The organism is Sphingomonas sp. LM7 (genome assembly GCF_002002925.1).
GTDB lineage: Bacteria > Pseudomonadota > Alphaproteobacteria > Sphingomonadales > Sphingomonadaceae > Sphingomonas.
Window position 1 is genome coordinate 3,620,515 of the sequence record NZ_CP019511.1, and the last position, 26,037, is coordinate 3,646,551.

Genomic DNA, 26,037 nt, shown 5'->3' on the forward strand with positions numbered 1-26,037 from the left:
GCAGGCTGGATGTCGTGACTATACCGGGAGATTGAGCTGCGTTACGAGATGCAGACGGCCGTCAGCGCGGACGGAGAGCTCCGGAGGACGCGGAGCAGGGGGACGAACTCGCGATAATGGCAATGCAGCCAATCCAGCGATGGCAGTATCGAGTGACGTTCGACCTGCGGGTCCGAAACGCCTACGGTGTCGCGTTCCAGGACTTTTTCTCCACTATCATGGAAGCCCGCTACGGAAGCGACTTCATCAGGGTAAGGCCCTTTGGCTCGCTTGGGGACAAAGGTTGCGACGGCTACGGGAGCACCGGTGGCTTGGTTTTCCAGTGCTACGGGAAGCTGGAGGATGCGGCTCCCAAAGCTGCGACCATCGCGAAGAAGATTGGCGATGACTATCAGCTCGCCGGCGGTCATCTCGGGACGATCATGAAGGAGTGGCACTTCGCTCATAACCTTGTCAGCGGGCTACCGATCGAGGCGGTCCAGAAAATCGAGGAACTGAAGCAGGCCGGTGCTCACGCGGTCGGCGTCTTTGGGCCGGCAAGCCTCTGGACGATCGTCGACGAACTGAAAGAGACCGACCTTTTCAACCTCCTCGGACCGGCTGCGACGGCCGAGGATAGTCAGAACCTGAAGCTCGAGGAGGTCAGGCGTTTGACCGATTCGTTGATGGCGTCGATATCGGCGGGGACCGTCCTGAACGGCCCGATCAAGCCGGTACCGTCGGATAAGCTGACCTTTAATCAGCTTCCAGGCCACTGGGTCCAGCTACTCACGATGGCGTCGAGCAACGGCCCATTCGTCCAAGAATATTTCGAACAAAATTCCGATGTCGAACTGGGCGCCAGGATCGCCCAGGCGTTTTCCAGCCGGTATATGGCGCTGAAGCAGGAAGCGCTCACACCTGGACAGATCATGGACGCCCTCTACGAGCAGACGACCGGCATGGGTTCGGTGTCCACGGTGAGGCAGGTCGCCGCGCAGGCACTGCTGGCATATCTGTTTGACGCTTGCGAAATCTTCGAGGATCACACCGACAAGGTGGGGCCATGATCCTTCCCTCGAAGCACATATCAGAGAGCCGTTCCCTCGCAGCGATCGGCGGCGAGATTCTCGCCCAGCTCGAAGAGCCGCGCGCCGTCTCAGAGATCTGGGAGCGGGTCCTGGCTGCCCGACGAGCGACCGGGCGAGGTGCTCCGCTGCCCTACGACTGGTTCATCTTGGCGCTGACCTTCCTCAACTCGATTTTCGCGGTGGAGCTGTCCCAAGGGCTCGTCATGCGGACGGAGGGCCGGCGGTGATCATCTCGATCGAGAGCGATCTGCCGAGTTTCAAGCCAGTCCGGCTGAAGCCTGGCCTAAACGTCCTGCTAGCCGACAAGTCCCCCTCTTCAGGTGAAAAGCAGACGCGAAACAGCGCCGGCAAATCGAGCCTTGTGGACGTCATAAACTTCCTGCTCGGGGGCAAGGCGGCAAGCGCTGTCGCCTGCCACGACTCCCTCAAGGCCTACGCGTTCTACGGGACCTTCAAATTCGACGGCGACGAGATCAGGGTCGGACGTTCAGGCGACGAGCCGTCGAAGATATTAGTCGACGAGGAGAAGACGACGGCTTTCGGGCTGACACCCAAGCTGGACAAGAAGACCGGTCGCCATTTCGTCTCGAACGAGGTGTGGAAGGAGTTTCTCGGCAACCGACTCTTCGCATTGCCATTCCCCACCAAGGGAACGGCATTCGAGCAATCCTACACGCCCAGCTTCCGGTCGATGATCGCCTACTTCGTTCGCCGCCGCGGCGGCTTCATGCGCCCGGACAAGCATGCCGAGAAGCAGGCCACATGGGATAGCCAGGTAAATCTCTCATACCTGCTTGGTCTCGACTGGACCATACCATTCGAGATCGAGAAGGTGCGGCAGCGCGAGCGTCAGCTGGTGGAGCTCAAGAAGGCGGCCGAGGGCGGTGTAGTCGGGGACATCATCGGCACCGTCGCGGAGCTGCGTCCAAGGGTCGTCCTGGCGGAAGCTAACGTCGAGAAGCTGCGAGGGGATTTGGCGGCGTTCCGCGTCGTCGACAGCTACCGCGAGATGTCGGATCGAGCCTCCGCGATCCGCGGCGAGATGCTCGCGATCGAGCGTAACTCGGTGATCCTGAAGCAGACGCTAGACCACCTTGAGACCAACTACAGGGAAGAGCAGCCGCCCGCGACGACGGATGTCAATCGGCTCTACAAGGCGATCGGGATCGAACTGCCGACCGTCGCGGTGCGGCGCTTCGAGGAGGTCCGAGCATTTCACGAGTCTGTGGTGGCGAACCGACGGAAGCGCCTCGAGGAGCAGATCAACGTTACGAAGACGGAACTTTCCGAGGCTGAAGCGCGCTCGGCGGCGCTTGACGGCGAGCGTAGCGAAATCCTCCGCTTTCTCGAAGGCAGCGGCGCGTTGGAGGACTTCACGGCACTCCAGGAACGGCTCGCGAGCCTGGCAGTCGAGGCGGCGGCGCTGCGCGAACGCTTCAACGCAGCCGAGATCCTCGAAGGCGAGAAGACTGAGTTAGAGGGCGACCGCATCAACCTGAAGCGACGTCTGCAGGACGACCATCAGGCGCGGCAAGCGCAGCTGGACAAGGCGATCCTGTTCATTGGCGGGGCGATCGACCAGCTCTACAGCGACCGGACTGGAGGATTCGTCGTTGCCGCGAATGACGGTGGACCCGAATTCGAGATCTCGATCCAAGGAGATCGGGGCGGGGGCATCTCGCAGATCGAAATCTTCTGTCTAGACCTTGCTCTGCTGTCGCTCACCGCGGAAGCCCGGCGGGGTCCGCGCTTCCTGATCCATGACAGCCACCTCTTCGACGGCGTCGACGAGCGTCAGGTTTCAAAGGCACTTCAGCTAGGCAAGGACACGGCTGACCGGATCGGCGGGCAGTATCTTGTCACCATGAACTCGGACATCTTCGACCGACTGCCGTTGCCCGCGGCCTTCGATAAGCCTGCGCATGTGCTGTCCACGCGCCTGTCGGACGATGGCGAGGGAGGCGGATTGTTCGGCTTCAGGTTTGACTAACTGCAACCGCCATTGACGGCTTGTGGGTCATATCGCCTTCGCACCCGGGCAACGCGAGGGTCCGCCTTACTTGATTCGGCACCCCGAAGCCGCGTGTCCGCAACCCGCCTAAAAACAGGCGCGATAACAACGGACTCAGCCCTCCAACATTCTCAGGGTGTCGCTGTCACGCTGCCCCGTGAACCAGCGATCGAGCGCGGCGGCCAGCAATGGGCTCGGTCTCGCCGCCTCGAACAAGGTCAGCGAAGAGCGCAACTTCATCGCATCTACGGATCCGAAGACCGCAACGGCATCGCTGACATTGAGATCCTGAAGCGCCCCGACGCATTCGAGGTAGCGGCGGCCAAGCAGAGGGTGATCCAGATAGGCGATCGCCTCTTCCAGCGAGCGGATGCCGAAGAACCGCGCCGTTTCGCTGCGACCGAGCCCCGCGAGCTGCGGGAAAATGAACCACATCCAGTGCGACCGCTTGGCGCCGCGTCGAATCTCAGCCAGAGCGGTCGCGTAGATCGGCTCCTGGGCCTCAACGAAGCGCTCAAGCGACGAACCCACCGTCATGGTCAGAGGAGCGCCGCCTGCGCGGGCGCCGGCGGAAAGACGCGCACCACGTCTAGGCTTCCCTTGGGTAACGCAACCAGCACGTCATCGGCGGGAACTTGCGTGTCGAGCCATGCCGCCCAGCGATCACGCGGAAGCGGAACGATCTGCCGAGAGTGATAGGGCGCCACATCCTCTCCAGGCTCGATCGTGAGCATGGTGAAGGCCTCGCCGACCGGGCTATCGCGCCAGATGCCGGCGATGCAGAACCAGCGATGGCCGGCGAGAGTGAACAGCCATTTGTCCTGCCGCTTCTGCTTGGGGTCCTCGGGTTTGGTGAATTCGTAGAAGCCGTCGGCGAGTATCAGGCAGCGGTTCGAATCGAACTGCCGTCCCTCGGAGCGGAAATTGTAGACCGGCTTGCCGCCCGGCGCCGGCCAGCTCCATCGCCGGTTGACGAGCTCGCCGCCGATCGCACCGCTGCGCACGATGGGTGCCACGTCGGTGATCTTGATATCCTCACGTGCCGCGACATTCGGCGTGCCCTCCGGCAAGTCGATCTTGATCTTGAGGTCGTCGAAATCCTCCATGATCGAGGCGATATCGACCTCGAGCCGGTAGTCATTGCACATCGACATCCTCCGATTTGCGCCGCGCGCTCGTTCGCATTATGTTCTCACCATGAAAGCGAGTCCCTTCGAGTCGGAAGCGCCTCTTGGCAGCCGTCGCGCCATCATCCGGCGAAACCCGGACGATGCGCAAGAGATCGAGATGATCGAGGCGGCGTGGGGGATGCAGCTTGGCGAAGATGGCGCCAAGCCCTTCAAGTTCCTCCGCTCGGAGGGCAAGCAGTTCAGAACCCAGCGTTGCCTGGTCCCGGCGAGCGAGTTCCACGTCAAGAACGGCGACCGGCGGTTCCGCGTCACGCTCGAGGACGGCAACTTCTTCTACCTCGCAGGCGTCTGGCAGCCGCCGACCGGCGATCGGCTGACCAGCTTTGCGATCGTCACTATCGAAGCCAATCCGGACGTTTTCTTCTACCAGGAGCGGCAGGGTGCCGTGCTGCTGCGTCGCCAGAATATGGCGTGGCTCGATCTCACCGTACCGCAAGACGAACTGCTCAGGGCCCTGCCGCCGCGCAGCTTCGCGATCGAGGAGATCGCGCCCCGGCAGCCCGAGCTCCGGCAAGCAGAGCTGGCATTCTGAAGGACAGGGCATGATTCCGTTTCAACCGCAGATTGCGGACGCCACACCGATCGCAAGCGCCATGGAGCGCCTCAACGGCGTGAAGGTCAGCGCGGCGCAACTCCAGACTGCTCTCGAGCGGCTTTCGTCATTGCCAGCCCATCTGCGCAATAAGGCGCCGGCGCAGGCATTGGCGCTCCAGGCCCTCGCAGCGGAAGAAGCTTTCGCAGAAGATTATGGTTCCGCGGCGCTGCATGCACGGATTGTGGCGCTAGCCAAATGGACGGCGCTCCATGATCCGGAGCGCCAGTCTGACGCCGAGGCTGTCATCGAGGCGGCGGCGCGCTTTCCCCTCAGCGAAAGCGAAGACGGCGTGCGTTTCGAACCCGGCGGCTTTCAGGAGATGATCCTGTTCATCGAGGAACTGCCTTGGTGAGTTGAGTCGTTGGCCGACCCCGATGCCGAGCCCCTCTCAGATCTTCGCCCCATAGAGGGCCCGACACGCTGCTCGCCATGAGCTTGTCGATGGTTCGCATGGCGGCCCTTCGAGTCGGTGTTTCGATGCTGCCCGCGACACGCGCCGTTCGGACGGAGGTGAGAATCGCAGGGACAGCGGCGGATTCGCTCCTAGCCCCCATCGCTCTCACGATGGGACGCTGTAGTGAGATTCTGGTGAGAATGGGAATCATGCCGCTTGGCGGCATCGCCTAAGTCATTGAAAAGCTGGCGCACCCGACAGGATTCGAACCTGTGGCCTCTGCCTTCGGAGGGCAGCGCTCTATCCAGCTGAGCTACGGGTGCCTGGAAAGCCGCGCCTAGCAAAGCAAAACGGGGCGCGCCAGCCGATTTCGCGTCAGCGCGCGGCAGACTTTCGTTCAGACGGGGCCGGGGTCTTGGGTTTGTAGGCGCAGAGATCGGCGACGACGCAGCGCCAGCATTCGGGCGTGCGCGCCTTGCAGGTGTAGCGGCCGTGGAGGATCAGCCAATGGTGCGCGTGGAGACGAAAGGGCTGGGGCACGCGCTTTTCCAGCTTGAGTTCGACTTCCAGCGGCGTCTTGCCGCGCGCCAGCCCGGTGCGGTTGCCGACGCGAAAGATATGCGTGTCGACGGCGAAGGTCTCGTGCCCGAATGCGCTGTTGAGCACGACGTTCGCCGTCTTGCGGCCGACGCCGGGCAGCGCTTCCAGCGCGTCGCGGTCGTCGGGCACCTCGCCGCCATGCTGCTCGATCAGCGCGCGGCTCAGCGCGAGGACGTTCTTCGCCTTCGTGTTGTAGAAGTTGATCGTGCGCAGATGTTCGCGCAGCGTGTCCTCGCCGAGCGCGAGCATCTTTTCCGGCGTGTCGGCTTGCGCGAACAGTTTCCGCGTCGCCTTGTTGACCCCGGCATCGGTCATCTGCGCGGAGAGTACGACGGCGACGAGCAACGTGAACGGATTGCTGTATTCGAGCTCGGTCTCGGGGTGCGGATTGTCCGCCGCAAGCCGCGCGAAGAACTCGACGATCTCCGCCTTGTTCAAATGCCGAGCACCTGGTCCATCGTGTATCGGCCGGGCTGCTGGGTCTTGAGCCACAGCGCCGCCTGGACCGCGCCGCGCGCGAAGATCGCGCGGTCGTCGGCGCGGTGGGTGAGCTCGATCCGCTCGCCCGCAGTGGCGAAGACCACGCTGTGATCGCCGACCACCGATCCGCCGCGCAGGCTCGCCATGCCGATCGTGCCGCCCGCGCGCGGGCCGGTGAGCCCGGCGCGGTCGCTCACGCCGGCTTCGGCGAGCGTCGTGCCGATGCCGTGCGCGGCAGCGTTGCCGAGCATCAGCGCAGTGCCCGACGGGGCATCGGCCTTGTTGCGATGGTGCATCTCGACGATCTCGATATCCCAATCGGGGCCCAGCCGCGCCGCCGCCTCGCGCACCAGCCGTGCGAGCAGGCCGATGCCCATCGAGGTATTGCCGGTCTGGAGCACCGGGATCTCGGTAGCGGCGGCGTCGATCAGTTCGTGATGGTGCGCGCCGATGCCGGTGGTGCCGATCACGATCGGCGTCCACGCGGCGCGGGCGGCGCCGAGATGTGCCTCCAGCGCAGCGGGTGCCGAGAAATCGACCAGCACATCGGCCTTGCGGGCAAGGTCGGCGGGATTGTCGCCAACATCCGAACCGCCCGCCAGTTGCGCGCCGAGGCTCGGGGCGAGCGCGGCGATCGCCTGCCCCATGCGGCCCATGCTTCCGAAGATTCCGATGCTGGTCATGGCCGATGCTGTGGCACAATCGGGGGGCAGCGCGACAGGGCTATTTCTTGTTCTTGCGTCCCAGCGGCATGCGAAAGCGGACCATCGCGGCGGGCGATTCCGCGCCGGGGAGGCTGCGCTGCTCGGCCTCGACCGAGAGTTCGCCCGGCCCCAGCTGCGTCGTCGCGCGCACCGGCGGCTCGACATAGCGTGGTGCGATCTTCTTGAGCCGGAAGCGATCGGGATCGGCGATGCCGCACACGACGATGTCCTCGGTGGCGGTATCGCAGCGCGTATCGGTGGCCGTCGTCCGCGTGCCGTCGTCCTCGCCGCCCGGGAATGCGGCGCGGTCCTGCAGCGGGGCGCCGGCGAGCAGCAATGCGAGGACCACCATCGGCAGGCACTCCGGAAGGACGCAGCCATACAACAGCGGGTTTGCGGCAAAGGCGTGGCGGACGGTACAAGCGACGCATGACCGACATTCGCAACATCGTGATCCTCACCGGCGCCGGCGTGTCCGCAGAAAGCGGCGTCGCGACCTTCCGCGGCCCGGGCGGATTGTGGGAGGGGCACCGCGTCGAGGATGTCTGCACGCCGCAGGCGCTGGCGCACGATCCCGAGCTGGTCCATCGCTTCTACGACGCGCGGCGTGCCCAGCTCGCCGGCGTCGCGCCCAATGCCGCGCACCGCGCGCTGGCGCGGCTCGACGCGGAATGGCCGGGCGAGCTCTTGCTGGTCACCCAGAATGTCGACGATCTGCACGAGCGCGCCGGATCGCAGCGGCTGCTCCACATGCATGGCGAGCTCAAGTCGGCGCTGTGCGCGGCGTGCGGGGTGCGCACCGGCTGGGAAGATTTGCTGCCGCCCGAGACCGAATGCCCCAATTGCGGTACGCCCGCGCTGCGCCCCGACATCGTGTTCTTCGGCGAAATGCCGTACCAGATGGAGCGGATCGAGGCGGCGCTTGCCGCAGCCGATCTGTTCGTCTCGATCGGCACGTCGGGCGCGGTCTATCCCGCCGCGGGTTTCGTCCAGACCGCGCGCCACCACGGCGCGGCGACGCTCGAGCTCAACCTCGATCCGTCCGAAGGCAGCCTGTGGTTCGGCGAGAGCCGGATGGGGCCGGCGGGGGTTTTGGTGCCCGCGTGGGTCGAGGAACTTTTACTCGCGGGATAGGCGCATCTATGTCCTCACCCTGTGGGAGAGGGATTTCTAGTCCACCCAGTCGAGCCCGATCTCGCGGTAGAGCGAGCGGTCCTCTTCCCATTTCGGGTTGACCTTGACGTGCAGGTACAGATGCACCGGCACGCCGGTGATCCGCGATAGTTCGGCGCGGGCGCGGGCGCCGATCTCCTTGATCCGCGTGCCCCCCTTGCCGAGCACGATCGCGCGCTGGGTCTCGCGCGCGACGAGGATCTGCTGGTGGATCTCGACCGATCCGTCGGGTCGCTCCGAATATTTCTCGGTCTCGACCGCGCTGGCATAGGGCAGCTCGGCGTGGAGCTGGAGATAGAGCTGCTCGCGCGTCACTTCGGCGGCGATCATCCGCTCGGTCGCGTCGGACACCTGGTCCTCGGGGAAATGCCAGTCGCTGGCCGGCATTGCCCTGGCGAGCGCAGCCTTGAGCTCGGGGACGCCGTCGCCGGTCTGCGCGCTGACGAAATAGGTCTCGTCGAACGGCAGCAACTCGTTGAGCTTGGCCGCGTGCCCGAGCAGGCGGGGCTTGTCGGCGATATCGACCTTGTTGAGGATCAGGATCTTCCGTTCGGGCCGGCCCTTCAGGCTCTCGATGACCTGCTGGACCTTGGAACCGGTCCCGCCCTTGCCGTCGACCACCAGCGCGATCAGGTCGGCGCCGTCGGTGCCTTCCCATGCCGCGGCGACCATCGCACGATCGAGCCGGCGCTCAGGCGTGAAGATGCCCGGCGTATCGACGAGGATAAGCTGCGTGTCGCCCTCGATTGCGATGCCCATCAGCCGGGCGCGGGTGGTCTGCGCCTTGGGGCTGACGATCGCGACCTTCTGGCCGACGAGCTGGTTGACGAGGGTGGACTTGCCCGCATTGGGGGCGCCGACGACGGCAATAACGCCGCAATGCTGGGTGGGGGAATCGGTCATAGGCACGCGGCTAGACCCAAGTGGGGCGCTTCGACAAGCTCAGCGCGAACGGGGAGGGGTGCCCCCGGTCAAACATCCGTTCGCCCTGGGCTTGTCGAAGAGCGCCACACGAACGCTATTTCGAGCCCAGCTTCTCCAGCAGCGCCGCCGCCGCCGCGGTCTCTGCCTCCTGCTTGCTCGTCCCCTCGCCGGTGGCGTCAGGAAGCTTGCCGATGCTCACCTTCACCTTGAAGCGCGGCGAGTGATTCGGCCCCGAGCGGTCGACGATCTCATATTCCGGCGGGCGGCGATTGTTCGCGGCTGCCCATTCCTGGAGCGCGGACTTGGGATGCTTGGGCGCCTGGCCCTGCAGGTCGATCCGCGAGCCCCAGGCCTTGCGGATGAAGGCGCGCGCCGGCTCGAGCCCGAATTCGAGATACACGGCGCCGATCAGCGCCTCGATCACATCGCCCAGCACATTGTCGCTGTCGGCCGCGCCGTCCTCACGGGCCTGCTTGCCGAGGCGGAGATACGGCACGACGCCCACTTCGCGCGCGACTTCGGCGCAGACCGGGCCGGTCACCAGCGCATTGAGACGCCGCGACAGCGCGCCTTCGGGCTCGTCCTCGAATCGTTCGAACAGCCATTCGGCGACGACCAGGCCTAGGATGCGATCGCCAAGGAATTCGAGCCGCTCGTAATTGGCCGCGGCCTGGCTGCCATGCGTCAGCGCGCGCTGATAGGCGGCAAGGTTGACGGGCTTGCGGCCAAAGGTCTCAGCGATCCATCCCCCCAGCGCCGCGGCGGTCAGAAGCCTTCTCCAAGACGGTTCCAGCGCGCGGCGGTGAACCAGGTCCAGGGGAGGATCCAGCTGGCGCTGCCGTCGGTCGACCAGAAGCTCACCACGGCCTTGCCCTCCAGATTCTCCAGCGGCACGAACTCGATGCCCCCATCGGCGTGGCTGAAGCGGCTGTCGGTCGAATTGTCGCGATTGTCGCCCATCAGGAAGACATGGCCGGCGGGCACATTGTAGATGCCGGTATTGTCCTTGGGCAGCGTGCCCTGGTCGAGCACTTCATAGGTTTTGCCGTTGGGCAGCGTCTCGCGGAAGCGGGGGATGCTGCACACTGCATTGCCGTCGGCATCGACATTCTGGAACTGCGGCTGGCAGCGCTGGAAATTGGGCGAGATCGGCAGCACGAACTGGGCGATGCGATCCTTGGGCACGGCCTTGCCGTTGAGGATCAGCTGGCCGTTGACCATTTGCACGGTATCGCCCGGCAGGCCGATGACGCGCTTGATCCAGTCGGTATCGTTGCCCGGCGGCGCCTTGAACACCACCACGTCGCCGCGCTCGGGCGTGCCGCCGAAGATGCGGCCCGGGATCAGCGGCAGGCTCCACGGCAGCGAATGCTTCGAATAGCCGTAGTTCCACTTGGTGATGAACAGATAGTCGCCGATCAGCAGCCGCGGCAGCATCGACTCGCTGGGGATCGAGAAGGGCGAGAACACGAAGCTGCGAACGATGAAGACGATCAGCGCGAGCTTGAGCAGGAACGATCCCAGGTCGCGCCATTCGGACTTGGGCTTTTCCGCTGCCGCGGTGCCCACCGAATAGGGCTTGGGAGCATCGGCTGCGGGCTTTTCGGGCTCGGCGGAGGGCGCTTTTTCCATGGACTGTGCTCTGCTTGGGCTGGGCGGGTAGGTCAAGCGGCTGAATAGCGCTGGAAGCGCAGAGTGCGGGAGGATAGGGGCAGCCTGCGCTCAAGGAGATGAACATGGCATTGCCCGACTGGTCGACGATCCGTGCATTGAAGTCCGCCCCGCTCCAGCAGCTCTTCGATGCCGATCCGGGCCGGGTCGCGGCGCTTTCGGCCGATGTCGCGGGGATTCATTTCGACTGGTCGAAGACGCATCTGACTGCCGAGGCAGTGCAGGCGTTCACGGCGCTGGCCGAGTCGATGGGGCTCGCCGCCAAGCGCGATGCGCTGTTCGCGGGCCAGGCGATCAACGTCACCGAGGGCCGCGCCGTCGAACACACCGCCGAACGCGGCGAGGGTTCGCCCGAGAGCGTGGCGCGGGCGCGCGGCTATCACGCACGGATGCGCGCGCTGATCGACGCTATCGAGGCCGAGGCACTGGGGCCGGTGCGGCATGTCCTCCATATCGGCATCGGCGGATCGGCGCTGGGGCCGGACCTGCTGATCGACGCGTTGGGCCGCGATGCGGATCGCTATGACGTTGCCGTGGTCTCGAACGTCGATGGCGCGGCGCTGGACGAAGCGCTGGACCGCTTCGATCCCCAGACGACGCTGATCGCCGTCGCGTCGAAGACCTTCACCACCACAGAGACATTGCTCAACGCCGACAGCGCGCTCGGATGGCTCGAAGGAAACGGCGTCGCCGACGCTTATGGCCGCGTGATCGCGCTCACCGCCGCGCCCGAAAAGGCAATCGAATGGGGCGTCGACGAAACCCGCGTGCTGCCCTTTGCCGAAAGCGTCGGCGGGCGGTATTCGCTGTGGTCGTCGATCGGCTTCCCGGCGGCACTGGCGCTCGGCTGGGAAGCGTTCGAGGAGATGCTGGAAGGCGCGGCCGAAATGGACCGGCATTTCCGCCTGACGCCGCTCGCGCAGAACGCACCGGCGCTCGCGGCATTTGCCGACCTCTATTACACCCAGGCGCGCGGCTGCGAGACGCGGGCGACCTTCGCCTATGACGAGCGGCTGCGGCTGCTGCCGAGCTATCTCCAGCAACTCGAAATGGAATCGAACGGCAAGCGCGTCACTGCCGAGGGCGAGCCCGTAGACTGGCCGACCGCGCCGATCACCTGGGGCGGCGTCGGCACCGACGCGCAGCATGCGGTGTTCCAGCTGCTCCACCAGGGCACGCGGCTGCTCCCGGTCGAGTTCGTCGGCGTGATCGAGCCGGGCGACGGCCAGGCCGATGCGCATCACAACCAGCTGCTGCTCAACATGTTCGCGCAAGGCGCCGCGCTGATGGCGGGCAAGGCGCATGACGATCTGGCGCGTGCCTATCCCGGCGACCGGCCATCCTCGACCCTGCTGCTCGACACGCTCGACCCGCGCACCCTGGGCGCGCTGCTGGCATTCTACGAGCAGCGCACCTTCGTGAATGCGGTGCTGCTCGGGATCAATCCGTTCGACCAGTTCGGCGTCGAGCTCGGCAAGGAAATGGCGAAGGCGGCAGCGGGCGGCGCAAGCGATTTCGATCCGTCGACCACCGATCTGATCGCCCGCGCCTTTCGCTGAGGCGCGGCGGTCAGGCGGTTTGTGCCGCCTGCTCGACCAGCCCGGCGATATAGTCTTCCAGCCGCACCCGTCCGCGCACCGGCGCGTCGGGCGTGGCCAGGTCATCCACGGTCGCTGCAGTCATCCGCGCATAGCTTTCGGCGGCGGGGCTCGAAAAGCCGATCGCCTTGAACGCGGGCGTCCATTGGTCGCGCGGCGTGGTTTCCACGCGCACCGTGCGGCCCAGCGCCGCGGCGAAGGCATTGGCCACGTCCTGCGGGGTGTAGTGCCGCGGGCCTTCGACGAAGAAGATGCCGGTGCGGTCGTCGGTCATCAGCGCGGCGGCGTGCGCGCCGAGATCCTCGGGCGCGACCATCGGCAGCGCGAAATCGGCGTCGAACATCGTCCGCAACACGCCCTCGTCGCGCGCTTCTTCCAGGTTCGCGGCCCAGTTGGTGTAATAATAGGCGCCGCGATTGATCGCATGCGGGATTGGCTGGGCGGCGACGCCGCGCTCCAGCTCCCATAAGGTGGTCAGGTCGCCGCAGCGTTCGCCGGGCTGCGCGCCATAGGTCGATTCGACGACCAGCTTCTCCAGTCCCGAGCCATCGAGCGCGGCAAGGATCGTGGCGATCGTGCTTCTTTCCTCCGCATCGGTGTCGGTGCGCGGCGCCGCGGGCGGATTGAGCAGAAAGGCGCGGCGCCCGCTCTGGAATACGAAGCGCAGCGCATCGACGTCATGGACATCGGCCATTGCGATCTTCGCGCCTTTCGCCTTCCACGCCGCGCCCTTTACGGGATCGTGGCTGATGATCGTGACCGGCTCGCCCGCGGCGAGCAGCGTGCTCGCGACTGCCGAACCGACATGGCCGGTGCCGCCGAGGATGATGTGCATGAAGGCTCTCCTTACCCACAGACAACCCGCAGCGCGCGCAGCCGCTCCGTTGGCATTGGCCTCGCCTGCGCCTATCTGCGGCTCCGGCGCGACGAAGCGGGAGCATTTGCATGGCGGACTATGATTACGACCTCTTCGTCATCGGCGCGGGGTCGGGCGGCGTGCGCGCCTCGCGGGTCTCGTCGGCCTATGGTGCCAAGGTCGCGGTGGCGGAGGAATATCGCGTCGGCGGCACCTGCGTGATCCGCGGCTGCGTGCCCAAGAAGCTGCTCGTCTACGGCGCGCATTTCGCCGAGGACCTCAAGGATGCCAAGCGCTTCGGCTGGCAGGTGCCCGAATGCGATTTCGACTGGGCGACGTTGCGCGACAACGTGCTGGGCGATGTCGATCGGTTGAACGGCATGTACACGCAGGGGCTGGAGAATGCCGGCGCCGAGATCATCCTCGAGCGGGCGACGGTCACCGGCCCGCACGAAGTGACGCTGGCGAGCGGCCGGAAGATCACCTCCAAATATATCCTGATCGCCACCGGCGCGCACCCGCATGTCCCCGAATTCCCGGGCAGCGAGCACGGCATCACCTCGAACGAAGTGTTCCACCTCGATTCGCTGCCCAAGCGCATCCTGATCGCCGGCGGCGGCTATATCGCCAATGAGTTCGCCGGGATCTTCAACGAATTCGGCAGCCATGTGACGGTGGTCAACCGTACCGACGTGATCCTGCGCGGGTACGACCATTCGGTCCGCGACCGGCTGCTCCAGATCTCGCTGACCAAGGGCATCGACTTCCGCTTCCATGCCGAGTTCGAGAAGATCGAGAAGCTGGAGAATGGCTGCCTCAAGGTCTTCCTCACGGGGCAGGAGCCGATGGAAGTCGATGTTGTCCTGTTCGCCACTGGCCGCGTGCCCAATTCGACCGGCCTGGGGCTGGAGGATGTCGGCGTCGAGCTCGACTCGAAGGGTGCCGTCAAGGTCGATGCGCAGAATCGCTCGAACGTCGACAGCATCTACGCGGTCGGCGACGTGACCAACCGCATCCAGCTCACGCCGATCGCGATCCGCGAGGGGCAGGCGTTCGCCGACACGGTGTTCGGCAACAATCCCCGCACGGTCGATTACAGCTGCGTGCCCAGCGCCGTGTTCAGCCATCCGCCGATCGCCAGCGTGGGGATGACCGAGGGCGAAGCGCGCAACAAGCTCGGCTCGGTCAAGGTCTACACCTCCGATTTCCGCGCGATGAAGAACGTCCTCGCCAACCGCAACGAGCGCGCGCTTTACAAGATGGTGTGCGACGGGATGACCGGCCGGGTGGTCGGCATCCACATGATCGGCCCGGACGCGCCGGAAATCCTCCAGGCAGCCGCAGTGGCAGTGAAGGCCGGCCTCACCAAGGAGGCGTTCGACGACACCGTCGCGCTGCATCCCAGCATGGCCGAGGAACTGGTGCTGCTGAAATAGCCGGTTCCCGGCGCGAGGGTGCTGCGACCTAGTGGTCGTGCCTGAGTATGGCGTCGGCTTCGTCCAGCGGCACCTTGTCGGCGCGGCGCGATAGCCAGGTCGTGGCGGCGAGATCCCAGGTGACGTTGCCGACGGTGCGCATGATGTCGGGCAGGGTCTCGACCGCCACGAGCAGGCCCAGGGGTGCTACCGGCGCGCCGATCGTTGCGGCCACCGGTGCGATCGCGCTGACATAGCTGACTGTGCCGGGCAGGCTTACCGAGCCCAGCGAGGTGAGCGCGGCGACGATCGTGCCGACCGCCAGCGTCGCGGGGGTGAGCGGCACGTCGAACCAGGTTGCGACATAGATCGCGACGGCGAAGTTCATCGCCGGACCCGTCGCCCGGAAGATCGCGACCGCCAGCGGCAGCGTCACGCCCGAAACGGCGACCGGCACTTCGAGGTCGCTCGCGCCTTCGATCATCACCGGCAGGGTGGCCAGGGAGGACTGGGTGCTGATCGCCACGGCCTGGCTGGGCAGTGCGGCGCGGACATAGCGGGCAAAGCGCACGCGGCCGCCGAACACCGCCACCGGATAGGCGAAGAGCGCGACGACGAAGCCGACGCCTGCGACGATGAGGATATAATGGATCAGTGCGCCGAATGCGCCGGTCCCCGCCTTGGCGCCGACCACCAGCGCCAGCGCGAACACGCCGATCGGGCCGACCCAGAGCACCCAGTCGATCACGACCAGCATCACGTCGCGCACCGCCGCGAAGAAGCCGACGAGCAGTTTGCGCTGCTCCTCGCCGACGCGGGTGATCGCGAAGGCGAAGACCAGCGAGAAGATGATGAGCGACAGGAAGGCGTTCTCGGCCGCGGCCTTGATGATATTGGCGGGGATGATCGCCGCGAAGAATTCGCCCAGCGGCGGCACGGGCCCGATCTTCTCGGCGCCCACCAGCGCCGCGCGCAGGCTTGCCGCCGATTCCTGCGGCAGCGGCCAGATCTCGAGGAAGAGCGGAGTCAGCACCGCGGCCGCTGCTGCCGACAGGAACAGGACGACCACGTAGAATGCGATCGCTCTTGCGGCGAGCCGCCCGGCGCGTGCCGCCTCGGCCGTGGCGGTGACTCCGGTGATCAGCAGCGCGACGACCAGCGGCACGATCGTCATCTGCAAGCCGTTGAGCCATGCGTGGCCCACCGGCTGTGCCCAGTCGGCGACAGCCAATCCGGTCTGCGGCGCATAGGCTGCGAACAGCGCGCCGACGATCAACCCGGCAATGAGGGCAAGAAGGATACGGGTAGGTTGCGACATGCTCGCCCTTTGTAGTTTTCGCCGCTATCTCTGCAGGCACGAACCGCCACAAGGGCGCGAACAGGCAGGGCATGGCAAGAAAATATTTCGGCACAGACGGAATTCGCGGGGCAACCAACGAGCATCCGATGACCGCGGCAATGGCGATGAAGGTCGGTATGGCCGCCGGCGCGCATTTCGTGCGCGGCGATCACAAGCACCGCGTCGTGATCGGCAAGGACACGCGGCTTTCGGGCTATATGCTCGAAAATGCGATGGTCGCGGGGTTCACCTCGGTCGGCATGGACGTCGTGCTGGTCGGGCCGATGCCTACGCCTGCGGTGGCGATGCTCACTCAGTCGATGCGCGCCGACATGGGCGTGATGATCTCGGCGAGCCACAATCCCTATGCGGATAACGGCATCAAGCTGTTCGGGCCCGACGGCTACAAGCTCTCCGACGAGGACGAGCTGGCGATCGAGGCGTTGATCGACGGCGAGGTGCCGCTGGCCGCATCGGCGAATATCGGCCGCGCCCGCCGCGTCGAGGATGCCCGCGGGCGCTACACCCACGCCGCCAAATCGACTTTCCCCGGTGACCTGACGCTCGACGGGCTCAAGGTGGTGATCGATTGTGCCAATGGCGCAGCGTACCAGGTCGCGCCCTCCGCGCTATGGGAACTCGGCGCCGAAGTCGTCGCGATCGGCGTCACGCCCAATGGCAAGAACATCAACGACGGCGTCGGATCGACGGCGCCGGACACGCTGTGCGAGACGGTGGTCGGCTCCGGCGCGCATATCGGCATCGCGCTGGACGGCGACGCCGACCGGCTGATCGTCGTCGACGAGACCGGCCGGGTGATCGACGGCGACCAGCTGATGGCGCTGATCGCCGGCGGCTGGGCACGCCAGGGCCGGCTTGCCGGCGGTGGGCTGGTCACCACCGTGATGTCCAATCTCGGCCTCGAACGGCACCTTGCCGCGCAGGGGCTGGGCATGGTCCGCACGTCGGTCGGCGACCGCTACGTACTCGAGAAGATGCGCTCGTCGGGCTACAATGTCGGCGGCGAGCAATCGGGCCATATCATCCTTTCCGATTATGCCACTACCGGCGACGGGCTGGTCGCCGCGCTGCAGGTACTCGCCGAACTGGTCCGCTCGGGCGCGCCGGCCAGCGAAGTGCTCCACCGCTTCGATCCACTGCCGCAGATTCTCAAGAATGTCCGCTTCAAGGGCGGCAAACCGCTCGAGGAAGCGCAGGTCAAGGATGCCATCGCTGCCGCCGAGGCCGAGCTCCACGGCAATGGCCGCCTGGTGATCCGCGCCTCGGGCACCGAACCGGTGATCCGCGTGATGGCCGAAGGCGACGATCGCGGCCAGGTCGAGAGCGTGGTCGATCGGGTTTGCGATGCAGTGCGCGCGGCGGCGGCGTGACCGGAAACCGTTCGTGCTGAGCCTGTCGAAGCACGGCGTTAGTTCGCGGCCCGGTGCCCTTCGACAGGCTCAGGGTGAACGGAAGGCAAACTGATGCTCGAAATGCGGCCCGACTGCGAACGCTGCGGCACCGATCTGCCCGCCGACGATCCCGGCGCGTTCATCTGCTCGTTCGAGTGCACTTTCTGCGCCGAATGCGCCGATGCGCTCGACGAGAATTGCCCGAACTGCGGCGGAGAATTGATGGACCGGCCGACGCGAACTGGTAAGGCGCTGGAGCGCAATCCCGCCTCGGCGGAGCGCAAGTTCAAGGGATAGACCTGTGACGCCGCGTATCCTGATCATTGCCGGTTCGGACTCGGGCGGCGGCGCGGGTATCCAGGCCGATATCAAGACCGTCACCATGCTCGGCGGCCACGCGACGACTGCGATCACCGCGATCACCGCGCAGAACACGCTGGGCGTCGCTGGCGTCCACCCGGTGCCGACCGACATGGTCATCGCCCAGATCGACGCAGTAGTGCGCGATATCGGCGTCGATGCCGTCAAGATCGGCATGATCGGATCGGCGCGCACTGCGCTGGCAGTGGCCGAGAAGCTCGCAGAGTTGCCACGCGTGCCGGTGGTGTTCGATCCGGTCATGGTCGCGACCAGCGGCGCGACGCTCGCCGACGATGCGACGATCGCGGCATTCGAGCGGCTGATGGACCGCGCGACCGTCGTCACCCCCAACCTCCCGGAACTCGACGCGCTCGGCGGCAGCCCCGCCGCGCTGCTAAAGGCACATGGCTGCGCCGTGCTGGTCAAGGGCGGCCACGGAACCGAGTCGCAGGTCACCGACCGGCTCCATTCGGCCAATCCCGACGATCCTCCCGAGATCGAATGGAGCGATCCGAGGATCGAGACGCAAGCGACCCACGGCACCGGCTGCACGCTCTCCTCGGCGATCGCCTGCGGGCTGGCACAGGAGTGGGACCTGCCCGAGGCGGTGACGCGCGCGCGTCGCTTCGTGCGGATCGCGATGCGCGAGGCGCCGGACCTGGGCCGCGGCCATGGCCCGATGGGGCAACAGGCGGTGCGGCTCGATCTCAACATGAGCTTCTTCGAGCCGATGCTGAACCAGGTGACGGTGCCGGCGCGCGATCTCGCGGCGAGCGAGCGCTTTTATCGCCTGCTCGGGCTGCGACAGGTGGTCCGTGCCGCCCCGCGCTATGCCCGGTTCGAGACCGAAGGCGGCGCGACCTTCTCGATCGCCACCGACGAAGCCTATACTGCGCCGGTCGCCTATTTCGAATGCGGCGACCTCGACGTGACCGTCGCCTATCTCCAGCAACAGGGGATCAAGTTCGAAGGCGAGCCCAAGGACGAGCCCTGGGGCTGGCGCGAGGCGCGGCTGCGCGATCCCGCGGGCAATGCGATTCGTCTCTATCAGGCTGGCGAGATGCGCCGCTTTCCGCCATGGCGCCTCGACGATGCTTAAGTCTGGGCCTGACCTCAAATTCGAGCGGAAATACAAGCGGCTGCACAAGGGCCATGTCGCCGGCGTGGACGAAGCGGGCAGGGGCCCACTCGCCGGGCCGGTGGTCGCCGCTGCAGTGGTGCTCGATCCCAAATGCATCCCCGAGGGCATCGACGATTCGAAGGTGCTGACCGCCGCCAAGCGCGAGCGGCTGTGCGAAGAATTGCTCAAATGCGCCAAGGTCGGGGTCGGCATCGCGAGTGTCGAAGAGATCGATAGCCTCAACATCTTCTGGGCGACGATGCTGGCGATGACGCGTGCGGTCGATGCACTTGGCTTCGTGCCTGCCTTCGTGCTGGTCGACGGCAATCGCTGCCCCGATTGGGATCATCAGAGTCACGCCGTAGTCGGCGGCGACGCGCTGTGCCTGTCGATCGCCGCAGCCTCGATCGTCGCCAAGCATCGCCGTGACTGCATGATGGCGGAGCTCGACGCGCTCCACCCCGGCTATGGCTGGGCGAGCAACAAGGGCTATGGCGCCAGGGTCCATCAGGAGGCGCTCCGCGCGCTCGGCCCGACGCCGCATCACCGCCGCAGCTTCGCGCCCGTCGCGCAGGCAGAGCTCGATTTCGGGCCTCGCATCGCCGCCGGATAGAATTTCCGTACACCTGCGCGAAAGGTAGGCGGTGGCAAGCGCGGGACTTCGCCATTAGATTGGGACTCATGCATCGTTTCCTGCGGTCTCCGCTCCTCGCTTCCTTCGCCCTCGTCATGCTCGCACCGGCCCTGCCGGTGTACGCGCAGACTGCGCCGCGGCCGGTCCAGACCGCCGAGGATCCCTGGCTCTATAAGGGCAGCGACCTCGTCCATGACGAAGAATGGAAGTTCGGGCGGCTCCCCAACGGGGTGCGCTATGCGGTGCGCAAGAACGGCGTGCCGCCGGGCCAGGTCTCGGTGCGCGTGCGAATCGATGCGGGCTCGCTCAACGAGCAGGAGAGCGAACGCGGCTTCGCCCATCTCCTCGAGCATCTCTCGTTCCGCGGCTCGACCTTCGTGCCAGATGGTGAATCGAAGCGGATCTGGCAGCGGCTGGGCGTGACCTTCGGCTCGGATTCGAACGCGAGCACCACCTTCACCCAGACCGTCTACAAGCTCGACTTGCCCAACGCGACGAGCGCGGGGCTGGACGAGAGCTTCAAGATCCTCACCGGCATGATGTCCGCGCCGGCGATCACCCAGGCCTCGCTCGATGCCGAGCGGCCCGTGGTGCTGGCCGAGGCGCGCGAGCAGCCGGGCGGGCAGGAGCGGCTCCAGGACGCGATGCTCGGACTGATGTTCGCCGGCCAGCCGGTCGCCAATCGCAAGCCGATCGGCACCACCGCGGCGCTGACCGCGGCGACGCCCGAATCGGTCAATGCCTTCCACGCGCGCTGGTACCGTCCCGACAAGGCAGTGGTGATCGTCATCGGCGATCTCGACACTGCTGTGCTCGAATCGATGGTGCAGAAGCATTTCTCGACCTGGACGGCGACCGGCCCGACGCCGCAGAGCCCCGATTTCGGCAAGCCGGCCGAAAACCATCCGGTCGCCGCCAGCGTCGTCGAGCCCGCGGTGCCGCCGCTGGCGATGATGGCGATCGTGCGGCCCTGGACGGTTTTCACTGACACGGTGATCTTCAACCAGAAGCGGATGATCGACCTGATCGCGATCCGCATCATCAACCGGCGGCTCGAATCGCGTGCGCGCTCGGGCGGCAGCTTCGTCGGCGCGGGGGCGGACCTCAGCGACGTCGCGCGCTCGGCCAACGTCACCACGGTCAACGTGATGCCGGTCGGCGCCGACTGGCAGACTGCACTGCGCGACGTGCGTGGTGTGATCGCCGATGCCCAGGCCAGCGCGCCGACCCAAGCCGAGATCGACCGCGAAGTTGCCGAGATCGAATCGTCGATGAAGCAGCGGATCGCCACCGCGCCGGTCGAATCGGGGATGAAGCTCGCCGACGACCTGGTCGAAGCCGTCGATATCAACGAGACGGTGACCACGCCCGAGGCTTCTTACGATATCTTCAAGTCGGCGGTGGCCGCGAAGATGTTCACGCCGGAAACCGTGCAGGCGGCGTCGAAGCGCGTGTTCGAAGGCACCGCGGTGCGTGCGCTGGTCAACACCCACACCCCCGACGCCAAGCTCGTCGCCAAGGTGACCGCGGCGCTGAAGACCGAAATCGCCGGCAGCGGCGCGACGCGCAAGGCGCTGGGCGACGTCTCGTTCGATCAGCTGCCCGCGCTCGGCACACCCGGCACGGTGACCAGCCGCGCCGAGATCGTGCCGGGGCTCGACATCGAGAAAGTGGTGTTCGCCAACGGCGTCAACCTGCTGATGCGCCAGGATTCGTCCGAAGTCGGCAAAGTCTATGTCAATGTCCGGTTCGGCCGCGGGCTCAACGCACTTCCCAACCGGCCTAGCGCGGCCTGGGCCGGCGAAATGGCGCTGGTCGCCAGCGGCGTCGGCAAGTTCGGACAGGAGGAGCTCGATGCGCTGGTCGGCAAGCGCCAGATGGGCTTCGACTTCGATGTCGCCGCCGACGCGTTCCGCTTCGGTGGCCAGACCAACAAGGAAGACCTGACCGATCAGCTGCGGCTGTTCGCGGCCAAGCTCTCGGCGCCCGCCTGGGATCCCAATCCGATATTGCGCGCCAAGACCGGCGTGCTCTCGGGCTATGCCGGGCTGACCTCGTCGCCCGACGCAGTGCTCGGCCGCGATCTCGAGAACCTGCTCCACTCGGGCGATGCGCGCTGGGGCATTCCCGCCCGCGCGACGATCCAGGCGACCACGCCGGCGACGTTCCGCAAGCTGTGGGAGCCGCTGCTCGCCAGCGGCCCGATCGAAGTCGAAGTGTTCGGCGATATGGATTCGGACGCCACGATCAAGGCAGTTGGCGAGACGTTCGGCGCACTCAAGCCGCGCACCGCCAGCACGGCGCCGGCGCCTGCGATCACCTTCCCGGCGCACGTCGCCAAGCCCGTCGTGCGCACCCACACCGGCAAGCCCGACCAGGCAGCCGCAGTGATCGCCTGGCCGACCGGCGCGGGCAGCGAAGGCATCTCGGAAAGCCGCAAGCTCGACGTGCTCGCCGCAGTGTTCCGCGACCGGCTGATCGATCAGCTGCGCAGCCAGGCGGGGATGAGCTATTCGCCCAACGTCGCCAGCCAATGGCCGCTCGGCCTCACCGGGGGCGGCAAGCTGATTGCGCTCGGCATGATCGCGCCGGACAAGACCGACTTCTTCTTCAAGCTGGCCCGCGACATCGCCGCGGACCTGACCGCCAAGCCGATCGACAGCGACGAGCTCAACCGTTCGCTGACGCCGATCAAGCAGCAGCTGATCCGCCAGTCCAGCGGCAACATGTTCTGGATGCGACTGGTCGAGGGCGGCAGCTACGATCCGCTGCGGATCGCGGCAGTCGATACGCTGGCGCGCGACATCGCGACGACGACGCCGGCAGAGCTCCAGGCGCTGGCCGCAAAATATCTGCGGCCGGACAAGGACTGGACGATGATCGTGGTGCCCAAGGCAGGCGCCAAGTAAGCGGCTCCCCCTCCCCGATCAGGGAGGGGAACGGCTCAATACAGCGCGTCCAGCCTTTCGCCATAGACTTGCCGCAGCACATGGCGGCGGATCTTCAGGCTGGGCGTCAGCTGCTCATTCTCGATCGTGAATGGCCCGTCGGCGAGGGTGAACTTGCGCACCCGCTCGATCACCGACAGGTCCCTGTTCACGCGCTCGACCGCTGCGCCGAGCGCCGCCTTGAAATCGGGATCGTGCGAAAGATCTCTGAAATTGCACTTGGTCGCGGTGCGCGCGCACCATTCCTGCACCCATTCGGGATCGGGGACGATCACTGCGGTCATGTACGGTTTCTTGTCGCCCGCGATCATCGCCTGGACGATCTCGGGCTGCAGGGTGAGCATCCCTTCCACCTTTTGCGGCGCGACATTGTCGCCCTTGTCGTTGACGATGATGTCCTTCTTGCGGTCGGTGATCTTGATGCGGCCGCGATCGTCGATGACGCCGATATCGCCGGTGTGGAGCCAGCCGTCCTTTAGGACGCGATTGGTCTCCTCCTCGTTGCGCCAATAGCCGTGCATGACCAGCTCGCCGCGCACCAGGATCTCGCCATCCTCGGCGATGCGGACTTCGACATCGGGCAACGGGGGGCCGACGGTGTCGTGGCGCAGGCCCGCGCTGGGGCGATTGCACGAGATCACCGGCGCAGCCTCGGTCTGGCCATAGCCCTGCAGGAAGGTGAGGCCGATCGATTCGAAAAAGATGCCGACTTCGGGATTGAGCGGCGCGCCGCCTGATACCATCGCCTTGATCCGCCCGCCGAAGCGCTTCGAGATCTTGGGCAGCAGCGTCGCCTTGAGGATCAGGCTCATCGGCTGGTCGTGGAGCGGCACGCCGCCCGCGGCACGCTTGCCGCCGATCGAGACCGCGCGGTCGAGCAGATAGCTGGCGAGCCGGCCCTGCTTCTCGATCTGTTTGGAGATGCGGGTTCGCAGCACTTCGAACAACCGCGGCACCACCACCATGATCGTCGGGCGGACCTCCTCGATGTTGGAGGCGAGCTTTTCCAGCCCTTCGGAATAATAGATTTCCGCGCCGAGCCCGATCGGGAAATGCTGTCCGCCGGTATGCTCATAGGCATGGGATAGCGGCAGGAAGGAGAGGAACACCTCGTCCTCCCAGCCGAAATCCTCCGAAATGATCGTGCAGCAGCCATTGACGTTGTGGAGGATCGCGCCGTGATGCTGCATCACGCCGCGCGGGGAGCCGCCGGTGCCGCTGGTGTAGATGATGCACGCCAGTTCCTCGCGCTTGAACGATGCGCGCGCGGCGACCACCTCGGGATCGGCGGGATGGTTTGCGACCAGATCCTTCCAGTCGTGGAAGTCCATCGAGCCCGACTGGCCGACGCGGACATCGTCGATGCCGATTACCATCCGCGCCGAGGACGATCGGATGGCGGCGGGCAGCAGCGTCTTGGCGAGCTTGGTGTTCGAGACGACGATCGCACAGGCGCCCGAATTCTCGATGATGTGCAGGTGATCGCGCTCGGTGTTGGTGGTGTAGGTCGGCACGGTCACGCAGCCTGCGGCCATGATCGCCAGATCGGTGATGCAGAATTCCGGCCGGTTCTCCGAAACCAGCATCACCCGGTCGCCGTTCCGAAGGCCCAGTGCCTGCAGTGCCGTGGCCAGGCTGGCGACCTGTCGCGCTGCCTCCGCCCAGCTGGTCGGCTGCCACTTGCCCTCGGCCTTGTGCCAGAGAAACGGCTTGTCGCCCTTCTCGCGTGCCCGCGTGAAGAACATCTGGACTAGGTTGTCGAACCGTTCGAGCTTACGCATCTCTCTCCCCCTCGGGCACCGCTTTGGCGGCGTCCCGCTTATTCCGATGGCCGGTCCGGCCGCGGCACGACGCGCTTGATCGGCGCGACCACGCCGTCCTGATACATAACGACGCCTTCGCTTCGCGGATCCGCGCCGCCGGTCCAGCGGCCGCCGACCCATTCGACGGCATTGGCCTTGAGCCCTAGCGGTGCCGAGCGGACCTGCTCGCCCAATGCCTTCAGCGCCGGGATCATCGCGTCGAGCTGGGTATCGCGTTCGGCGGTGGCGACTTGCCCCGGCGCGAACAACAGCCCGAGTGCAATCGACTCCTGCGAGCTCAGCTTCCAGTCGACCACGCCGATGATCGCCTTGGCGACCTGCGCGATGATCGTAGGCCCGCCCGCGGCGCCGATTGCCAGGCGGACCTTGCCATCGGGGCCATAGACGATCGTCGGCGCCATCGAGCTGCGCGGGCGCTTGCCGCCCTCGATCCGGTTGGCGACGAAATAGCCGTCACTCTCTGGGACGATGTCGAAATCGGTGAGTTCGTTGTTAAGCATCGTGCCGTCCACCGACAGCCCCGATCCCCAGCCGCCCTCGATCGTCGTCGTCACCTGCGCGACGTTGCCGGCACCGTCGGCGACCGACAGCGATGTGGTGCCGGAGACTTCGTTGGGCGTGACCCGCGTGCGCGGCGGCGCGCCGCGCGGCGTGCCCGCGACGATGTTGGCGATGCTGGTCTTGGGGTTGATCAGCGCCGAACGGCTGGCAAGATAGCGCGAGTCGAGCAGCCCCTTGAGCGGCACCTTCACGAAATCGGGATCGCCGAGATAGAGATTGCGATCGGCAAAGGCGAGGCGCGTCGATTCGGCGAACAGGTGCCACGCGACCGGCGACTCCTTGCCGAGCTTCGCCATGTCGAAGCGTTCAAGCTGCTTGAGGGTCATCAGCACCGCGATGCCGCCCGACGACGGCGGCGCCATCGAGCAGATTTTATAGCGGCGATAGGTGCCGCACAGCACGGGCCGCTGCTTGGCCTCATACGCCGCGAGATCGCCGACCGTCATCTTCGAAGGATTGCGCGCGGCGTTGTTGACCGTGTCGACCAGCTTTTGCGCCTGCGGACCGACATAGAAGCTGTCGGGGCCGAGCTTGGCAACTCGCTCGAGCAGATCGGCCTGCGCGGGATTGCGCGCGGTCGCGCCGGCTGCCAACGGCTTGCCGTCCGCGCCGGCATAGAGCGCGCGTGTCGCCGGCGAGACATGGCTTGAATAGGCGCGCAGCGCATTGGCTAAGCGTGGCGAGACCGGGAAGCCGTCGCGCGCCAGCCGGATCGCGGGGCCGAACAGGTCCGCCCAGGGCAGCTTGCCGTTCTTGTCATGCGCCAGCGCCATCGCGCGCAGCGTGCCCGGCACGCCGACGCTGCGTCCGCCGGGGATCGCATCGCGGATGCCCAGCGGCTTGCCGTCGGCATAGAACCAATGCCCGTCGGCCGCCATCGGCGCAGCCTCGCGGCCGTCGACGGTGATCGTCCGTCTGGTCTTGGCGTCATGGACCACGAAGAAGGCGCCGCCGCCGATCCCGGCGCTCTGCGGCTCGACGACGTTCAATGCCAGCATCGTCGCGATCGCCGCGTCGGTCGCGGTGCCGCCCTTGTTCAGTATCTCGACGCCCGCTGCGGCGGCTCTCGGGTCAGCAGCGCTGACGATTCCCTGCGCCGATGCGGCGAAGGGCAGGAACAGGGCAATCAGCAACGCGACCGTTTTTTTCATGGCCCCAG

At 66.0% G+C, this 26,037-nt stretch carries 25 protein-coding genes and 1 tRNA gene; 13 read left to right on the forward strand and 13 right to left on the reverse strand.

Translation table 11 applies throughout. The features are described 5' to 3' along the window. Positions 1-152: 152 nt before the first annotated feature. The 3 genes from BXU08_RS16835 to BXU08_RS16845 are packed head-to-tail and all read left to right on the forward strand — an operon-like array spanning position 153 to position 3,060. Positions 153-1,049 (forward strand): ABC-three component system protein, encoded by an 897-nt coding sequence (locus tag BXU08_RS16835; RefSeq protein ID WP_150125561.1) that lies wholly within the window; start codon positions 153-155, stop codon positions 1,047-1,049. Continuing rightward, the gene (locus BXU08_RS16840) at positions 1,046-1,297 is read left to right on the forward strand and encodes an ABC-three component system middle component 6 (RefSeq protein ID WP_077511100.1); all 252 of its coding nucleotides are present in this window, start codon (positions 1,046-1,048) and stop codon (positions 1,295-1,297) included. Before BXU08_RS16835 ends, BXU08_RS16840 begins: the two co-directional genes overlap by 4 nt. Next, positions 1,294-3,060, forward strand: coding sequence for an ABC-three component system protein (locus BXU08_RS16845; protein WP_077511101.1), 1,767 nt, complete (start codon positions 1,294-1,296; stop codon positions 3,058-3,060). Before BXU08_RS16840 ends, BXU08_RS16845 begins: the two co-directional genes overlap by 4 nt. Positions 3,061-3,195: 135 nt before the next feature. On the opposite strand, the gene BXU08_RS16850 is transcribed toward BXU08_RS16845, so the two are convergent. After that, a complete protein-coding gene (locus tag BXU08_RS16850) occupies positions 3,196-3,618 on the reverse strand; it encodes a DUF1810 domain-containing protein (RefSeq protein ID WP_077511102.1) in 423 nt (140 codons plus the stop codon). Positions 3,619-3,620: 2 nt separating this feature from the next. Next, positions 3,621-4,229 carry an SOS response-associated peptidase family protein gene (locus tag BXU08_RS16855; protein ID WP_077512547.1) on the reverse strand — a complete coding sequence of 203 codons (609 nt, stop codon included), beginning with the start codon at positions 4,227-4,229 and terminating at the stop codon, positions 3,621-3,623. Between BXU08_RS16855 and BXU08_RS16860 the strand changes: the two genes are divergently transcribed. Together BXU08_RS16860 and BXU08_RS16865 are read left to right on the forward strand one after the other, a co-directional pair. After that, positions 4,222-4,803 carry an SOS response-associated peptidase family protein gene (locus tag BXU08_RS16860; protein ID WP_253190409.1) on the forward strand — a complete coding sequence of 194 codons (582 nt, stop codon included), beginning with the start codon at positions 4,222-4,224 and terminating at the stop codon, positions 4,801-4,803. The genes BXU08_RS16855 and BXU08_RS16860 overlap by 8 nt on opposite strands. A 10-nt stretch (positions 4,804-4,813) precedes the next feature. Next, entirely contained in the window at positions 4,814-5,218 is a 405-nt protein-coding gene (locus BXU08_RS16865; RefSeq protein WP_150125562.1) for a hypothetical protein, read from the forward strand. A gap of 288 nt (positions 5,219-5,506) precedes the next feature. Here the strand turns inward: BXU08_RS16865 and BXU08_RS16875 are convergent. From BXU08_RS16875 to BXU08_RS16890, 4 genes are all read right to left on the reverse strand, one after another. Further along, a tRNA-Arg gene (locus BXU08_RS16875) sits at positions 5,507-5,583 on the reverse strand. A 52-nt stretch (positions 5,584-5,635) separates the two neighbouring features. Further along, positions 5,636-6,298, reverse strand: coding sequence for an endonuclease III (gene nth / locus BXU08_RS16880; protein ID WP_077511106.1), 663 nt, complete (start codon positions 6,296-6,298; stop codon positions 5,636-5,638). After that, positions 6,295-7,023, reverse strand: coding sequence for a 4-hydroxy-tetrahydrodipicolinate reductase (gene dapB, locus BXU08_RS16885; RefSeq protein WP_077511107.1), 729 nt, complete (start codon positions 7,021-7,023; stop codon positions 6,295-6,297). Before dapB ends, nth begins: the two co-directional genes overlap by 4 nt. Before the next feature lie 40 nt (positions 7,024-7,063). After that, positions 7,064-7,396: a hypothetical protein gene (locus BXU08_RS16890; RefSeq protein ID WP_077511108.1), complete on the reverse strand. Its 333-nt coding sequence runs from the start codon at positions 7,394-7,396 to the stop codon at positions 7,064-7,066. A gap of 77 nt (positions 7,397-7,473) precedes the next feature. On the opposite strand from BXU08_RS16890, the gene BXU08_RS16895 reads away from it, so the two are divergent. Continuing rightward, entirely contained in the window at positions 7,474-8,178 is a 705-nt protein-coding gene (locus BXU08_RS16895; protein WP_077511109.1) for an NAD-dependent deacylase, read from the forward strand. Between the two features lie 36 nt (positions 8,179-8,214). On the opposite strand, the gene era is transcribed toward BXU08_RS16895, so the two are convergent. From era to lepB, 3 genes are all read right to left on the reverse strand, one after another. Next, entirely contained in the window at positions 8,215-9,120 is a 906-nt protein-coding gene (gene era, locus BXU08_RS16900; protein WP_077511110.1) for a GTPase Era, read from the reverse strand. 115 nt (positions 9,121-9,235) lie between these two features. Further along, positions 9,236-9,895 carry a ribonuclease III gene (rnc, locus tag BXU08_RS16905; RefSeq protein WP_077511111.1) on the reverse strand — a complete coding sequence of 220 codons (660 nt, stop codon included), beginning with the start codon at positions 9,893-9,895 and terminating at the stop codon, positions 9,236-9,238. A gap of 11 nt (positions 9,896-9,906) precedes the next feature. Further along, positions 9,907-10,773, reverse strand: coding sequence for a signal peptidase I (gene lepB / locus BXU08_RS16910; RefSeq protein ID WP_077511112.1), 867 nt, complete (start codon positions 10,771-10,773; stop codon positions 9,907-9,909). Between the two features lie 104 nt (positions 10,774-10,877). Here lepB and pgi point away from each other — a divergent pair, with 104 nt between their 5' ends. Beyond that, entirely contained in the window at positions 10,878-12,371 is a 1,494-nt protein-coding gene (pgi, locus tag BXU08_RS16915) for a glucose-6-phosphate isomerase (RefSeq protein WP_077512549.1), read from the forward strand. 10 nt (positions 12,372-12,381) lie between these two features. Here the strand turns inward: pgi and BXU08_RS16920 are convergent, their stop codons facing one another. Further along, the gene (locus tag BXU08_RS16920; RefSeq protein ID WP_077511113.1) at positions 12,382-13,245 is read right to left on the reverse strand and encodes an NmrA family NAD(P)-binding protein; all 864 of its coding nucleotides are present in this window, start codon (positions 13,243-13,245) and stop codon (positions 12,382-12,384) included. 110 nt (positions 13,246-13,355) lie between these two features. On the opposite strand from BXU08_RS16920, the gene gorA reads away from it, so the two are divergent. Then, positions 13,356-14,702, forward strand: coding sequence for a glutathione-disulfide reductase (gene gorA, locus BXU08_RS16925; protein WP_077511114.1), 1,347 nt, complete (start codon positions 13,356-13,358; stop codon positions 14,700-14,702). A gap of 28 nt (positions 14,703-14,730) precedes the next feature. On the opposite strand, the gene BXU08_RS16930 is transcribed toward gorA, so the two are convergent. After that, positions 14,731-15,999 (reverse strand): dicarboxylate/amino acid:cation symporter, encoded by a 1,269-nt coding sequence (locus BXU08_RS16930; RefSeq protein ID WP_077511115.1) that lies wholly within the window; start codon positions 15,997-15,999, stop codon positions 14,731-14,733. A 71-nt stretch (positions 16,000-16,070) separates the two neighbouring features. On the opposite strand from BXU08_RS16930, the gene glmM reads away from it, so the two are divergent. The 5 genes from glmM (at position 16,071) to BXU08_RS16955 (ending at position 22,455) form a co-directional block, all read left to right on the forward strand. Further along, on the forward strand, positions 16,071-17,411 hold the full coding sequence (gene glmM, locus BXU08_RS16935; RefSeq protein WP_077511116.1) for a phosphoglucosamine mutase: 1,341 nt from the start codon (positions 16,071-16,073) through the stop codon (positions 17,409-17,411). 93 nt (positions 17,412-17,504) lie between these two features. Continuing rightward, positions 17,505-17,729, forward strand: a complete 225-nt coding sequence (locus BXU08_RS16940) for a DUF1272 domain-containing protein (RefSeq protein ID WP_077511117.1) — start codon at positions 17,505-17,507, stop codon at positions 17,727-17,729. A gap of 4 nt (positions 17,730-17,733) precedes the next feature. Continuing rightward, positions 17,734-18,891 carry a bifunctional hydroxymethylpyrimidine kinase/phosphomethylpyrimidine kinase gene (gene thiD, locus BXU08_RS16945; protein WP_077511118.1) on the forward strand — a complete coding sequence of 386 codons (1,158 nt, stop codon included), beginning with the start codon at positions 17,734-17,736 and terminating at the stop codon, positions 18,889-18,891. Next, positions 18,884-19,525 carry a ribonuclease HII gene (locus tag BXU08_RS16950; RefSeq protein WP_077511119.1) on the forward strand — a complete coding sequence of 214 codons (642 nt, stop codon included), beginning with the start codon at positions 18,884-18,886 and terminating at the stop codon, positions 19,523-19,525. The genes thiD and BXU08_RS16950 overlap by 8 nt, the downstream gene beginning before the upstream one ends. 116 nt (positions 19,526-19,641) lie before the next feature. Then, positions 19,642-22,455, forward strand: coding sequence for a pitrilysin family protein (locus tag BXU08_RS16955; RefSeq protein WP_253190410.1), 2,814 nt, complete (start codon positions 19,642-19,644; stop codon positions 22,453-22,455). 35 nt (positions 22,456-22,490) lie between these two features. On the opposite strand, the gene BXU08_RS16960 is transcribed toward BXU08_RS16955, so the two are convergent. Beyond that, positions 22,491-24,275, reverse strand: a complete 1,785-nt coding sequence (locus BXU08_RS16960) for a long-chain fatty acid--CoA ligase (protein WP_077511121.1) — start codon at positions 24,273-24,275, stop codon at positions 22,491-22,493. A gap of 38 nt (positions 24,276-24,313) precedes the next feature. Continuing rightward, positions 24,314-26,029: a gamma-glutamyltransferase gene (gene ggt, locus BXU08_RS16965; RefSeq protein WP_077511122.1), complete on the reverse strand. Its 1,716-nt coding sequence runs from the start codon at positions 26,027-26,029 to the stop codon at positions 24,314-24,316. Positions 26,030-26,037: the final 8 nt, after the last annotated feature.

Excerpts from the sequence above, each read along its gene's own strand:
- BXU08_RS16840 (WP_077511100.1), top strand. The coding sequence starts at position 1,046 with ATGATCCTTCCCTCGAAGCACATATCAGAGAGCCGTTCCCTCGCAGCG.
- BXU08_RS16850 (WP_077511102.1), bottom strand. The coding sequence starts at position 3,618 with ATGACGGTGGGTTCGTCGCTTGAGCGCTTCGTTGAGGCCCAGGAGCCG.
- BXU08_RS16855 (WP_077512547.1), bottom strand. The coding sequence starts at position 4,229 with ATGTGCAATGACTACCGGCTCGAGGTCGATATCGCCTCGATCATGGAG.
- BXU08_RS16865 (WP_150125562.1), top strand. The coding sequence starts at position 4,814 with ATGATTCCGTTTCAACCGCAGATTGCGGACGCCACACCGATCGCAAGC.
- dapB (WP_077511107.1), bottom strand. The coding sequence starts at position 7,023 with ATGACCAGCATCGGAATCTTCGGAAGCATGGGCCGCATGGGGCAGGCG.
- BXU08_RS16890 (WP_077511108.1), bottom strand. The coding sequence starts at position 7,396 with ATGGTGGTCCTCGCATTGCTGCTCGCCGGCGCCCCGCTGCAGGACCGC.
- BXU08_RS16895 (WP_077511109.1), top strand. The coding sequence starts at position 7,474 with ATGACCGACATTCGCAACATCGTGATCCTCACCGGCGCCGGCGTGTCC.
- era (WP_077511110.1), bottom strand. The coding sequence starts at position 9,120 with ATGACCGATTCCCCCACCCAGCATTGCGGCGTTATTGCCGTCGTCGGC.
- lepB (WP_077511112.1), bottom strand. The coding sequence starts at position 10,773 with ATGGAAAAAGCGCCCTCCGCCGAGCCCGAAAAGCCCGCAGCCGATGCT.
- pgi (WP_077512549.1), top strand. The coding sequence starts at position 10,878 with ATGGCATTGCCCGACTGGTCGACGATCCGTGCATTGAAGTCCGCCCCG.
- BXU08_RS16920 (WP_077511113.1), bottom strand. The coding sequence starts at position 13,245 with ATGCACATCATCCTCGGCGGCACCGGCCATGTCGGTTCGGCAGTCGCG.
- gorA (WP_077511114.1), top strand. The coding sequence starts at position 13,356 with ATGGCGGACTATGATTACGACCTCTTCGTCATCGGCGCGGGGTCGGGC.
- BXU08_RS16930 (WP_077511115.1), bottom strand. The coding sequence starts at position 15,999 with ATGTCGCAACCTACCCGTATCCTTCTTGCCCTCATTGCCGGGTTGATC.
- glmM (WP_077511116.1), top strand. The coding sequence starts at position 16,071 with ATGGCAAGAAAATATTTCGGCACAGACGGAATTCGCGGGGCAACCAAC.
- BXU08_RS16940 (WP_077511117.1), top strand. The coding sequence starts at position 17,505 with ATGCTCGAAATGCGGCCCGACTGCGAACGCTGCGGCACCGATCTGCCC.
- BXU08_RS16950 (WP_077511119.1), top strand. The coding sequence starts at position 18,884 with ATGCTTAAGTCTGGGCCTGACCTCAAATTCGAGCGGAAATACAAGCGG.
- BXU08_RS16955 (WP_253190410.1), top strand. The coding sequence starts at position 19,642 with ATGCTCGCACCGGCCCTGCCGGTGTACGCGCAGACTGCGCCGCGGCCG.
- BXU08_RS16960 (WP_077511121.1), bottom strand. The coding sequence starts at position 24,275 with ATGCGTAAGCTCGAACGGTTCGACAACCTAGTCCAGATGTTCTTCACG.
- ggt (WP_077511122.1), bottom strand. The coding sequence starts at position 26,029 with ATGAAAAAAACGGTCGCGTTGCTGATTGCCCTGTTCCTGCCCTTCGCC.